This is a genomic window from Erythrobacter sp. K21-9 (assembly GCF_055808355.1).
Map to the genome: position 1 here is coordinate 65,363 of NZ_CM147866.1, position 12,934 is coordinate 78,296.

Sequence of the window (12,934 nt, forward strand, 5' to 3'; positions counted from 1 at the left end):
GTGCCGGTTCAGCGCTGCTTGCCGTTTGTGCCGCCAGCGGAGAAACTGCGCCTCCCGCAGAAAAGCAGGCGGCCACGACCAGAGGCAGTGCGAGCTGTCGCATGGGTTCCATCTCCATCACTGCAATTCAAAAACGGGCGGAGCTGCTGATCGCCGCTCCGCCCGTCATAACGCTAGAAGTTCTTGCGAATGTCGAAGGAGAACTGCCGACCGCGCCCGCTGTGGAGGCTGCCGTAATAGCCGAAGCTCTCATCCGCGATCGGCGGCGCTTCGTTGAAGATGTTGTTCACCCCGAAACGCAGGCGCGTGCCGTCGAGCGCGGTGTTGTTCTCGATACTGTAGGCGATCCCGAAATTGAGCGTAAACCAGTCATCGACGCGGAAGAACTCCGCAGTGTCATCCTGCTGCGCGCCGGGATCGAAAACCTGATCGACATAGCGGTCGAAGAAATTGATCCGCACCGGACCGCTTTCCCACGCAGCCGAACCCGACAAACGCCATTTCGGACGGCCATCGATTTCAAGCAGCTCGCCGAACCCGAATGGTTGCAGCGCGGCGACATCGCCGGTCGAAAGCTCCGGTATCTGCGAGAGCAGCGGCGTCAGTTCCGTGAACAGCAGCTCGGCATCCGGGCCGGCCGCCTGCTCGAAGCCGAGCAGGCGGGCGGCGTTCACCTGGAAATCGAAATCGCCGATGCCGGTCTCGAATTCATACAGAACGCTGAAATCGAGGCCCTCCGACGTGCGCTGGTCGAGGTTGCGATACGGGTTGAGGATCTGCTGAAGCTCGCCTGCCGGGTTGATGCCCGTCCCGGCATAAAGGTCGAGATCGTCCTGATCGGGTGCATCGCGCACGACAAACGGATTGGAGCTGCCTTGAAGGCGCAGCAGCAGGTCCAGCAGCAGAGCGTTCTGGTTGCCGAAGATGCCGATGATCCCTTCCTGTTTCACCTCCCAGTAATCTGCCGTGAGCGTCAGGCCGGGGATGAAGCTCGGCGTGAGGACAACGCCGAAATTGATGCTCTCGGTGTCCTCGGGTTCCAGATCGGAGCCGCCTTCACGGAAATCGATCGTGCCCTGCGTGCCGCAATCGGGCACATCATCCTCGATCCCCTGAATGATCTCGGCGACGCATTCCACCGCGCGCACGACCGAGTTCGACCGGGTTGTGCCCTGATCGTTGATCTGGATCAGGTTCGGCGCGCGGAAGCCTTGGGACCATGCACCGCGGAGCAGGATATCGCGTATCGGCCGCCATGCCAGCGCGGCGCGCGGGACGAATGCGCTGGAGGAATCGGAGAACTCCTCGAACCGGGCGGCGACCTGCAATTCCAGCTCGGTCACGAGCGGGATGTCCATGTCGTCCGATACAATCGGGATCAGCGCCTCGGCAAAGGCCGAATACACTTCGCGGTTGCCGCTGGTGTCGGGCGAGGGGCTGGAGCCGACCACGTCGCTGCCGAAGAAATCGCCGTTCGCGGCATTGGTGAAGGTGATCGACCCGTCGAGGCGCGGATCGCGGTCATCCTCGAAGGTCTCGCGCCGGAACTCGATCCCCGCCGCGATGCCGACACCGCCGGCGGGCAATTCGAACAGGCTCGAATTCGACACCTTGAAGTCGGCGAGTGCCAGCGTCGTTTCACCCTTGCGGAACACGTCGATAGTGATGGCGTCGATCACGCTTTGCGGGTTGGGCGTGCAATCGGCGCTGTTGGTGCCGAACTCGTCCGGGAAGCAGCCACCGTTGAACGGATTATAGGCCGATGGGTCGGTGCGGTTGATCGCGTCCTGCGCCAGTGTGCTGGAGATGCGGTTCTTTGTCAGGTCGGTCGTGTTTGCCTGAGCATAGAGGAAGCCGGTGTCGTAATCCCAGGCGCCGAACTGTCCGCGAAGCCCGGCGACGAGGCGGAACTCGTCCTTGGTCACCATGCCGCGGCGGGGGCCTGCATCGATGAAGCGGTAATCCTCCATCAGCAATGCGCGGCCATCGTCGCTGACGCCGGAACCGAGGCCGTTGGTGGCGCGGTTGGGGTTGGGCGAGCCATCCGCGAGGAGGACCGGGCCGAGCGGATTGTAATATGCGCTCGCCTCGACGCCCAGCGGGACGGCTGAAAGCATGGTGCTCTGTTCGCGTTCGCGGAAGTTTTCCGAACGGTAGTAGGAGCCCTCGAAATAGAACTCGTACCGCATCGCTCAGCTCGTAGTTGAACAGCGCCTGGACGTTGTAGCGGTCCTTTTGCGAATAGAGGAAGCGGTCGCCCCCAATATTGTAGCGCAGGACGCGATCGACCGTGCCGCCATTGTCGGCGCAAAGGCCATTGCCAAGGTCGATGAAGCGGCCATCGCTGGGCTGGCCGGACGCACCGAACAGGCTGCATGGCTGGATATGGAAATCGTCATCACGCAGGACGGTTGTGTTGGACGAGGTGGCGCGCGATCCCTGAATGTCGAACGCGCCGAACGGGGTGTTGATCGAGCGGTTGTCGAACTGCGTGTCGCCTTCGAAATCGGTGCCGACAAGAAAGGGCCTCAGATCGCTCGATGCGGAATAGGGCCGGTCTTCGGCGCGCAGACCGTTCTCGTGGAAATATCCGCCGTAAACCGTCAGATTGCCGCGTCCGTCGGCGAAATCGAAGCCGATCGAACCGTCGATCTGGTAATTGTAGAGTCCGGTGCCGTCCGAAGCGCGGTAGTTCGCGCGCAGGTAGCCGCCATCGCGCCCGCCGCGCAGGATCGTGTTCACCACGCCGGCCACCGCATCGGCGCCGTAGACCGCCGAAGCGCCGTCGCGCAGCACCTCGACGCGGCGCACGCTGCCGGGGGCGATGGTGTTGAGGTCAGGGGATACGACCGGCACAAACAGCTCGGTCTGGAATCCCGGATTGAGGAGCATCCGGCGGCCATTGATCAGCATCAGCGTGTTGCCGGTGCCAAGCCCGCGCAGATTGATCGAGGCAATGTCGCCGCGTGCACCGTTGACGCCGCCCGCGGTGCTCTGTTCGTTGAATTCGACAGAGCCTGCCTGCGGAATGGCGCGGAAAATCTCGTCGCCCGATGCCGGGTCGATGGCGTCGATCAAATCCTCACCGACGATCGTGACGGGAAGAACATCGTCGACTTGCGCGCCGCGAATTTGCGTGCCTGTGACGACGATGACCGGGCCATCGTCTTCTGCGGCGGTCACGGGCGGAGCGGCCTGCGCTTCGCCGCCTGCATCCTGGGCGGTCGCTGCCGCGCTCGCAAAAGCCAGTGTCGATGCGCCGAGCAGCGCCGTCACACGGAGTGCCGAAATTTTCATGTTACCCCCAATTCCTCAATCGCGGCGCTGATGGCCGCTCCCTTAGTCCCTCGACATCATTAGACGTCAATCGTCTGAAAAGCGCAACAGAATGTCCGCAACAAGTGCTGAAAGGGATATAACCGTGCGTTATGGCAACACTTCTGCCAGCGCCGCGTTCAGCCGAAGGAGGATTGCAGCGCTGCGACGCAGGATCGAACCAGCGGCTTGTCGCTGTCTTCGGCCAGGAACATGGCGGCAAAGGGCAGGGTCGGCGCGTCCACGAGAGCGAGGACTTCGAGGTCGTCGCTCGCAAACCGGCGGGCGGTAAAACCATCGACGATCGCCGGCCCGGCGCCCAGCTTCACCAGCTCGGCGGCGATGTAGTAGGTCTGGGCCGAAATGGTGACGACCGGCTGCGCGCCGCAATGTTCGAAATAATCCTCGATCCGCTCGGCCACCGGACCGCTCGCGCTTAGGCCGATGATCTCCGCCCCGTCGAGCGCAGTCGGTGCCACCGCGCCGCCATCGGACGTGAACGTCCCCTTCTTCGCGAGCAGCGCAAGCTCGACCGAATTGATCGCCTGGCAGCGGATCCGCTCGTCGAAATTCGTATCGAAACCGATGCACACATCCAGCCGTTTTTCGACGAGGGCCGAGGTGATCTCCTCGCTGTGCAGCGTTGTGAGGTCGAAGCTCAGTTCGGCGTTTTCGCTGCGCATCGCCGCGACCAGCGGCGGAACGATGGCAAAGGCAAGCGATGGCAGCGCGCCCAGCCGGACATGCCCGCCGCGCCGCGTGCGGATATTGCCCGCCGTCCGGTCGAGCGAGGACATGCGGGCGTAGATATCCTCGACATCGCGAAAGAGCTCGTCTGCCGCTGCGGTGGGGTGCAGCCGCCCCTTGCGGCGGTCGAACAGCGCAAAGCCCAGCTGGTCCTCGGCATGGCGCAGCACCTTGCTGACCGAGGGCTGCGAGACGCTGAGCCGCCGGGCGGCGGCGCTGATCGAACCTTCGCGGTAGACGTGAAAGAACACCTCGATATGGCGCAGCCGCATGGGCGCTCAGCCGAACCCGTTTTCGAAATATTCGAGCGCGCAACCCGCCAGCATCGCCGCACCGTGAGGCAATGCGTTTTCATCGACATGCATGCGCGGCGAATGGATCGCGCAGCACTGCGTCCAGTCCTCGCCTTCGGGAGCGACGCCCAGGAAGAACATCGCGCCGGGGGACTTTTCGAGAATGTAGGAGAAATCCTCCGCGCCCATGATCGGGTCTGGCAGGTCGCGCCAGCCGCCTGCGCCGCCGATTTCGCGCGCGACCTTCTCTCCGAGCGCCACCGCTCGGGCATCGCAATGGGTGACCGGAAAACCGAATTCGATGTCGCACTCTGCCTCCACGCCGTACGCCGCGGCGGTTCGCGAGGCTGTTTCGGCGATCAAGGTGTGAACTTTCTCGCGGTGGTCCGCGCTCAAGGTGCGGATCGTCCCGCCGAGCATGACGTCGTCGGGAATGACGTTGTGGGCCGTCCCCGCATGGATCTGCGTGACCGTCACGACGACGGCGTTGGTCGCCTTGAACCGGCGGGTCACCATCGCCTGGATCGCGCCGACGATGGCTGAGGCAGCAGGGACCGGATCGGCGCAGTCGTGCGGCATGGAGGCGTGTCCGCCCCGGCCCTTCACCGTGACCGTGAACTGGTCGGCAGCGGCCATCAGCGGCCCGGCGCGCCCGGCCAGCACGCCGTAAGGCGCGTTAGGCATGATATGCAGCGCAAAAGCGGCATCGGGCAGCGGGTTGATCAGCCCGTCATCGAGCATGAAGCGTGCGCCGTGATGCCCCTCCTCACCCGGCTGGAACATGAAATCGACCGTCCCGGTCAGCTCGGCCTGCTGATCCGCCAACAACCGCACGGCTCCGACCAGCATCGCTGTGTGGGTGTCGTGCCCGCAGGCGTGCATGCGCCCCGGAATGGTCGAGGCAAATTCGAGCCCGGTCTTCTCGTCCATCGGCAGCGCGTCCATGTCGCCGCGCAGCAGGACGCGCCTCGCGCCTTCGCCTGCCTTTCCGCCCGCCAGCGTCGCGACAGCGCCGGTGGTCGAGGCACCCTCGCGCCATTCGAGCGGCAATCCGGCCAGCGCCTCGCGCACCTTTGCCATCGTCATCGGGCAGTGAAGGCCCAGCTCGGGCTCGGCGTGGATCGCGCGGCGCAGCGCGACGATTTCAGGAGCGAGCGAGCGAGCGGATTCGAGCAAGGATGTGGTCAGCATGAGGCCAGATTAGCGCCCACAGGCCGCAGCGCCAGCGCGAATATCGAGTCCGCGGCCCGCTTCATCGCCGCGACAGGTCGGCCAGCCTATAAAATGAACGGTGGCGTAAAGAAACGTTCGCACCGGGGTTGCTAATTTTGCAATCAAGCCCGATGTAACCGCTCAGACCCGGCTAACGAATGTGACAAATGCACCGAATGATGGCAGAGGAGCGCCGCTTACCGGAGCGTTAAGGATAAAAATGGCAACTCCGATCTACGAATTTGCGCAAATGCACAGCGCGTCCGCTGGCCACCAGGCCGGGACAGCGCCGCGCCGTGCGCGGGCCGCGGGAGAGGCTCCTTGCGTCGGGGTGATCTACAATCCGCGCAGCCACGGCAATCAGGGCGCGGATTTCGATTGCGGCGTATCGCCTCATGTCCACATCGCCAAGCCGGGTGACCGCTCGCAGCTTCCGCTTGCCCTGAGCGAGCTGGCCGAGCGCGGGATCGAGCTGCTCGTCATCAATGGCGGCGACGGGACGGTGCGCGATGTGCTGACCTGCGGCGCGCCGATCTTTGGCGATGACTGGCCCGCCATTGCGGTGCTGCCCAAGGGCAAGACCAACGCGCTGACCGTCGATCTGGGCGTGCCGTCCGACTGGACGCTGCAAGACGCGATCGACGCGCTCGACAGCGGCTCGCGGGTGCGCCGCAGGCCGATCGAGATCAACACGCTGGGCGGGCCGTCTGCCTCGAAGGTGCTGGGCTTTATCCTTGGCGCAGGCTCTTTCACCAAGGCGACGCAGGCCGGGCAGAGCGCACACCGGCTGGGCGCGTTCAACAGCCTTGCCGTTGGCGTCACGACCGCATGGACCATCGCGCAGGCGCTGTTTGCGGGCGCAGAAAATCCATGGCGCAAGGGCTCGCGCATGAAGATCGAGCTGGGCGCAGCGCGCACGCCAATGGCGCATAGCGGACGCGGCGATCCCGAGTACCGCCAGCTGCTGTTCGCCTCCACGCTGGAACGCCTGCCTGCCGGGACGCATCCGTTCGGAAAGCTCAAATCGGGGCTGAAACTGGTCGCGCTCGATCAGATATCGCGCCGGACCGCTGCGCTGCTCCCGATTGCCATTACCGGCCGGGAGGTCAGCAATCTGCGCGAACGCGGCATCCACCAGCTGAGTGCACCCGAATTCACGCTCGAAATCGGCGACCCGTTCATTCTTGACGGTGAAGCCTTCCCCGCCGGGGAATACCGCATCGGCCAAGGGCCGGAGCTGCAATTCGTCGCGCCCTGAGCGGCGAGCGAAGGACATCGCTGGCGTGACAGACGCGCTCCAACAAAGACTGGCCCAGAGGCTCGCCGCGCCGGTCGATCCGGCGGTGGCCGATTTCGCACGCACTCTTGCCGAGCGCGCCGATGCCCGCGCGGTGCTGTTCTACGGGTCGAACCTGCGGACCGGATCGCTTGACGGCGTGCTCGATTTTTACGTGCTGCGCGCAGGCGAGGACGAGCCTGCGATCTGGCCCGTGGTGAGCTATCACGAGCGCGAGCATGACGGAACGACCTTGCGAGCCAAGGTGGCGACAATGACGCTGGCGACCTTTGCCAAGGCGGCAGCGGGAGAGCTTCGCGATACGACGATCTGGGCACGGTTCGTTCAGCCATCGGCGCTGGTGTGGCAGGCGGACGAGGCGGCGAAGGCGCAGGTGATCGTTGCCCTGTCTGCCGCAGCGCGAACGGCGGCGCGGCTGGCGGCGGCGCTCGGCCCTGACAGAGGGCACGCCAAGGACTACTGGCGGGCGCTGTTTCGCGCGACCTACAAGGCGGAATTCCGGGTTGAGAAGCCGGGGCGCGAAAATGATATCCTGAACGTGAATGCCGAGCATTTCGCGGGACTTCTCCCGCTCGCGCTGGAGGCGGACGGGATCGAATTTAGGCAGGACGGCGATCGGCTTAGCCTTGATATCCGGCACGCGCGGCGGGACAAAATTCTCGCGTGGTGGAAGCGCCGCCAGCGGCTCGGCAAGCCGCTCAATTTCGTGCGGCTGCTAAAGGCCAGCACCACGTTCGAAGGGGCCTCGCGCTACGCTGCGTGGAAGATCGAGCGGCACACCGGGATGCCAGTCGAGATCACGCCGTTCCGCGAGAAATACCCGATCCTCGCCGCGCCCGGCGTGCTGCTCTCGCTATGGCGGCACAAGCGCGGGCGTGGTCGGCCTTGAGGGCGGCGCGAAGCAAGCTTTCCGGTTAGCCGAAATACTTCATGGTGATCTCGATCGAGCTGACGCCCGATCCCACGTTGAAGCGGGTCTTGCTCACGCTCGGTTTGCCGAGGTTGAAGATGTTGATCGAGGGGTTGTTCGACATCGCGCCGCCGTCCTCGCGGATTTCGGTCGACCCGTTGCCGTTGACGTCATGGCGCGCGGCAATCGCATAGGCGCCGTCCGCCGGCACGGGCGCGCAAAACGTCATGCGCCCTTTGCGTGCGGGCATCTCGATCCGGTTCAGCCAGCGGCCTTTTTCCAGCCAGTCGGCCTTTGTGCCCTGATAGACCTGAACGCGCACCTTGCCCGACGCGCTTTTCACGCCATTCACGGTCACGCGCACGGCAGGACCGGCGCCGGGAGCGCAGGCGCGCATGTTGTTGGGAATCTTGTTGCGGTAATCGCCGGTGCTGGTCGCCTGTGCCGCAAGCGGAGCACTGACCATCGAGCCGCCCGCTGCAAACAGCGTCATCGCGGCAAGTCCTGTCGCAAAAGCTTTCATCTCGGTCTGTCCAATTAATGTCTTTGAGCGGGCCAGTGTATCAGCCCTCAGGTAGCAAGGTCGCGGTCCGAATTCCGCCGGTATGACGCCGGTTTGCCGGAATTGCGCTGAATTCTAGCTGAATTGCCCGTAAATCCAGCGGTGCGCGGTGGAAAAGGGGTCGGCCCGCGCTTGTGAGGCGATTCGCCGCTGCTGTAATGCGGTCGGGCCCAAGGAGGGCGCGCGACCCGTCATGCCAGCACCTTTGATCTCTCCCTCGATCCTGTCAGCCGACTTTGCCCGGCTCGGCGAGGAAGTGCGCGCCGTGGATGCGGTCGGGGCCGACTGGATCCACGTCGATGTGATGGACGGGCATTACGTCCCCAACATCACGATCGGTCCGGCGGTGGTAAAGGCGCTGCGCCCGCACACCGACAAACCGTTCGACGTGCACCTGATGATCGCGCCGGTCGATCCGTATCTGGAGGCCTTTGCCGAGGCGGGCGCGGACATCATCACCGTCCACCCCGAAGCAGGTCCCCACATACACCGCACGCTGCAGGCGATCCGCTCGCTCGGCAAGAAAGCGGGCGTTGTGCTCAATCCCGGCACGCCGGTGGAGGTGCTGGACAATCTCATGGACCTCGTCGACCTCGTCCTGGTGATGAGCGTCAATCCCGGTTTTGGCGGGCAGAGCTTCATCCCCTCGCAGCTCGACAAGGTGCGCCGCATCCGCGCCATGATCGAGGCAGAGGGACGCGAGATTCATCTCGAGGTCGATGGCGGGGTCAATCCGGACACGGCGAAGCAGTGCATCGAGGCCGGCGCTGACGTGCTGGTCGCCGGGTCGGCCACGTTCAAGGGCGGGCCGGAACGCTACGCCGCCAATATCGCCGCTCTCAAAGGGGAAACATGATGGCCAGCCTGTTTCGCGAGACCGATGGGGGGCAGGCAGAGGCGGATTTCGGTGCGACCGAGCATGCGCTGGAGCAGGGCGCGCTGGATCTGGGGGCGGAGGCGCTTGCGAATAGCGATGACCCGCTGCGTGCCGAAGGCGAGGACGAGCCGCTTGCCAACGACAATCTCGAGACGTCCCGCGCGCTTGCGCTGACAGACGTCATTGCACCGCGCGCCCGGCCCGGCGAAGCGCTGATCCGGATGGCGTACAAGATGGGCGTGCCGGGACACGCGCTCGCCGCACCGTTCCGCCGCCCGACACCCCTGCGGGTGCTGGCCACGGTCGAAAGCCCTGTGACAGGCGACCGCATGGCGGGGACGGCTTTGCGGGCGGGGCACTTCCTCGTCCACGGGGTCAAACTGCCGATCGCGCAGCTCGATTTCGACGGCTCGGCGCGGCTCAGTCCCGGTATCGAGCGGGCGCTGCACAGTTTCTCATGGCTCTACGATCTTGCGGCGAGCGCGCCGCGCGCCGACTGCGTAACAGTGGCCGAGCGGATCACCTCGCTATGGCTCGCTGCCAATCCCGAGCCTGCCAAAGGTTCAGCGTGGGAGGTCGAGTATGCCGGTCTGCGCCTTATGGCCTGGCTGGTTCATGCGCCGCTGGTCCTGTCGGGACAGGACGGTGCGCTCAAGCCCAAGCTGCTCGCTGCACTTGGCGAGACCGCGGCGTGGCTTGACCGCAAGGCTCCGCGCGATGGGGCGGGGCTCGGCCAGATCGCCGGGCTCGCCGCTGTCACCGCCGCCGGATTGCTGCTGCCCGAAGGCAAGCCGCGGCGGCTTTACGGAGAGGCCGCGCTGATCCGTGCGCTTGGCGATCTGGTGGGCGAGGATGGCGGCGTGCTGTCGCGTTGCCCAGAAGCGCAGATGCAGGCCATCGCCGTGCTGACCGACCTGCTCGCCTGCTATGACGCCGCCGGGCACGAACCGCCCGAGGCGCTCATCGTCATGCGCGAGCTTCTGGTCCCGCCGCTGCTTTCGCTGCGCCACGGCGACGGAGCGCTTGGCAATTGGCAGGGTCAGGGCGCGGTGCGTGCTGACCGGGTTGCTGCTCTGATCGAGGCGACCGGCGTGCGCACACGCCCGCTAAAGGATGTGCAGCATTGGGGCTTTCACCGACTGCGCGGCGGCAAGACCGTGGTGCAATTCGATGCTGCGCCGCCTCCGCGTGCGCGCCATGCCCGCACCGGATGCGCATCGACGCTGGCGTTCGAAATGTCGGACGGGCCATCGCGCCTGATCGTCAATTGCGGCGGAGCGGCGCTGGCAGGCGGACAGGTTCCGGCGCGCATTGGGCAGGGGCTGCGCGCGAGCGCGGCGCATTCGACGCTGGTGCTCGACAATGCCAATTCCACCGCAGTCCTTCTCCACGGCAAGCTTGGCAAGGGGGCCGAGAATGTCGAGGTCGAGCCGCAGGTGCTGCGCAAGAATGGCGGCGAGGCGGTCCGGGTCGAGGCCAGCCATGATGGCTATGCCGCGCGCTTTGGCCTGACCCACGCCCGCGTGCTCACGCTGCGCGGCGATGGCAGCGAGCTGGCGGGCGAAGACATCCTCCTGCCGGTTTCGCGCAAGGGCAAGCGCGGCAAGATCGGCCTTGCGATCCGGTTCCATCTCGGGCGCGGGGTCGAGGCGCACCTGTCCGAGGACGAGCGCGGGGCGAGCCTGCTGCTGCCGGGCGGCGGGCTGTGGCAGTTCCGGCTGCGCGGCGATGGCGCAGGCGCGCCTGAACTGGCGCTGCGCTGCGAGGACAGCCTGTGGGTCGACGGCGATGGCCGTCCGCGCGCCACCGAACAATTGGTGATTGAAGGTCTGACATCGCGCGGCGGGGGACAATTCTCCTGGCTGCTCAAGAAAATGGGGTAGAGCCCCAAGAGGAATAACACTTGGCTTCGACGACGATAAAACGGGCGCTGCTATCGGTGTCCGACAAGAGCGGTCTTGCGGATCTGGGCAAGGCGCTGGCCGCGCGCGGTGTGGAACTGGTCAGCACCGGCGGCACGGCGCGGACCCTGCGCGAGGCGGGGCTGGAGGTGCGCGATGTGTCGGACCTAACCGGCTTTCCCGAGATGATGGACGGGCGGGTAAAGACCCTGCATCCGGCAGTCCACGGCGGCCTGCTCGCGCTGCGCGACAATGACGATCACGTCGCCGCGATGACCGAACACGGCATCGGCGCAATCGACCTTGTCGTGGTCAATCTCTACCCCTTCGAAGCGACCGTGGCGAAGGGTGCATCGCGCGAGGAGATCATCGAGAATATCGACATTGGCGGGCCGAGCATGGTGCGTTCTGCTGCAAAGAACCACGGCTTCGTCACGATCATGACCGATGCGGCGGATTATGACGAATTGCTGTCCGAGCTGGACGCGAATGACGGCGCGACGTCAGACGCGTTCCGCATCCGCATGGCGGGCAAGGCCTATGCCCGCACCGCCGCCTATGATGCCGCCATCGCCAACTGGTTCGCCTTTGGCGATGCGTTCACCAATCCGCTGGGCGCAGAGGCGCTCCACGCAACCCCGTTCACCGACACGATGCCGCTTGCCTTCAAGCGCGCGGACGAGCTGCGCTACGGCGAGAATCCGCACCAGTCGGCCGCCATCTACGTGCCGCAAGTGGCAGGCACTTCAGGCGTTCCGCAGGCCGAGCAATTGCAGGGCAAGGCGCTCAGCTACAACAATCTGAACGATGCCGATGCCGCGCTGGAGCTGGCGGCGGAGTTCGCCGGGCAGGACCCGGCTGTGGTGATCGTCAAGCACGCCAATCCTTGCGGCGTCGCGCAGAGCGGCTCGCTGCTCGATGCGTGGAACGACGCGCTGCAATGCGACAGCGTGTCGGCGTTCGGCGGCATCGTCGCGGTCAACACCGAGCTCGACGGCGCGACGGCGGAGGCGATTGCGAGCATCTTCACCGAGGTTGTGATCGCTCCGAAAGTCAGCGCCGAGGCGCGCGAGATCTTCGCCAGAAAGAAGAACCTGCGCCTGCTCGAAACCGGCGGCCTGCCCGATCCGCGCCGCGGCGGGTTTGCGATGAAGTCGATTGCGGGCGGGATGCTGATCCAGGGCCGCGACAATGGCGCAGTGACGCGGCAAGACCTCAAGGTCGTCACCAAGCGAGAGCCGAGCGAGCAGGAACTCAAGGACTGCCTGTTCGCATGGACCGTCGCGCGCCACGTCAAATCCAACGCCATCGTCTACGCCAAGGACGGCTCGACCGCCGGGATCGGCGCGGGCCAGATGAATCGCCGCGATTCCGCGCGTATCGCCGCGATCAAGGCAAAGGAAGCTGCAGAGACCTATGAATGGGCGCAGCCGCGTACGGTCGGCAGCGCGGTCGCCTCGGATGCATTCTTTCCCTTCGCCGACGGGTTGATCTCTGCCGCCGAAGCAGGCGCAACGGCGGTGATTCAGCCGGGCGGTTCGATCCGCGACGAAGAAGTGATCGCGGCGGTCGATGACGCGGGCCTCGCAATGGTCTTCACCGGGATGCGGCATTTCAGACACTGATTTTGGCGCCTGAGGGCCCACAAACAATCAACTCAGCGCTCTCGATACACGTTCCATCGAGCGCTTAAGCGTCGTGCAAGTTTCGCATCCGTAACTTGTAACCAATCACGCAAATGTAACGAATTGTCTCACGAGCATTCCGTTCACTTTCGCGCAATTTTGCGCGGAGCATTCGGTGGCCGTGAACTCAAAAAA

General features: G+C 65.0%; 9 protein-coding genes and 1 pseudogene. 5 read left to right on the forward strand and 5 right to left on the reverse strand.

From position 1 onward, the window contains the following. Nucleotides 1-173: 173 nt before the first annotated feature. The 4 genes and pseudogenes from AC0L39_RS00380 to AC0L39_RS00395 all read right to left on the reverse strand — a co-directional run bounded on the left by AC0L39_RS00380 (nucleotide 174) and on the right by AC0L39_RS00395 (nucleotide 5,546). Nucleotides 174-2,117, reverse strand: coding sequence for a TonB-dependent receptor domain-containing protein (locus AC0L39_RS00380; RefSeq protein WP_473259809.1), 1,944 nt, complete (start codon nucleotides 2,115-2,117; stop codon nucleotides 174-176). 685 nt (nucleotides 2,118-2,802) lie between these two features. Beyond that, a pseudogene (locus AC0L39_RS00385) lies at nucleotides 2,803-3,297 on the reverse strand (TonB-dependent receptor plug domain-containing protein); the annotation flags it as partial. 158 nt (nucleotides 3,298-3,455) lie between these two features. After that, entirely contained in the window at nucleotides 3,456-4,334 is an 879-nt protein-coding gene (locus tag AC0L39_RS00390; RefSeq protein WP_473259811.1) for a LysR family transcriptional regulator, read from the reverse strand. Between the two features lie 6 nt (nucleotides 4,335-4,340). Next, entirely contained in the window at nucleotides 4,341-5,546 is a 1,206-nt protein-coding gene (locus AC0L39_RS00395) for a M20 metallopeptidase family protein (protein ID WP_473259813.1), read from the reverse strand. Nucleotides 5,547-5,787: 241 nt separating this feature from the next. Between AC0L39_RS00395 and AC0L39_RS00400 the strand changes: the two genes are divergently transcribed. Next, nucleotides 5,788-6,825 (forward strand): diacylglycerol/lipid kinase family protein, encoded by a 1,038-nt coding sequence (locus AC0L39_RS00400; protein WP_473259815.1) that lies wholly within the window; start codon nucleotides 5,788-5,790, stop codon nucleotides 6,823-6,825. Between the two features lie 25 nt (nucleotides 6,826-6,850). Further along, on the forward strand, nucleotides 6,851-7,753 hold the full coding sequence (locus tag AC0L39_RS00405) for a hypothetical protein (RefSeq protein WP_473259817.1): 903 nt from the start codon (nucleotides 6,851-6,853) through the stop codon (nucleotides 7,751-7,753). A 25-nt stretch (nucleotides 7,754-7,778) separates the two neighbouring features. Here the strand turns inward: AC0L39_RS00405 and AC0L39_RS00410 are convergent, their stop codons facing one another. Continuing rightward, a complete protein-coding gene (locus AC0L39_RS00410) occupies nucleotides 7,779-8,297 on the reverse strand; it encodes a DUF2141 domain-containing protein (RefSeq protein ID WP_473259819.1) in 519 nt (172 codons plus the stop codon). Between the two features lie 232 nt (nucleotides 8,298-8,529). On the opposite strand from AC0L39_RS00410, the gene rpe reads away from it, so the two are divergent. Genes rpe through purH form a run of 3 tightly spaced genes read left to right on the forward strand, consistent with a single transcriptional unit; the run spans nucleotide 8,530 to nucleotide 12,739 of the window. After that, nucleotides 8,530-9,192 carry a ribulose-phosphate 3-epimerase gene (rpe, locus tag AC0L39_RS00415; protein WP_473259822.1) on the forward strand — a complete coding sequence of 221 codons (663 nt, stop codon included), beginning with the start codon at nucleotides 8,530-8,532 and terminating at the stop codon, nucleotides 9,190-9,192. Then, nucleotides 9,189-11,096 (forward strand): heparinase II/III family protein, encoded by a 1,908-nt coding sequence (locus AC0L39_RS00420; RefSeq protein ID WP_473259825.1) that lies wholly within the window; start codon nucleotides 9,189-9,191, stop codon nucleotides 11,094-11,096. The genes rpe and AC0L39_RS00420 overlap by 4 nt, the downstream gene beginning before the upstream one ends. A 20-nt stretch (nucleotides 11,097-11,116) precedes the next feature. Continuing rightward, on the forward strand, nucleotides 11,117-12,739 hold the full coding sequence (purH, locus tag AC0L39_RS00425; RefSeq protein WP_473259827.1) for a bifunctional phosphoribosylaminoimidazolecarboxamide formyltransferase/IMP cyclohydrolase: 1,623 nt from the start codon (nucleotides 11,117-11,119) through the stop codon (nucleotides 12,737-12,739). Nucleotides 12,740-12,934: the final 195 nt, after the last annotated feature.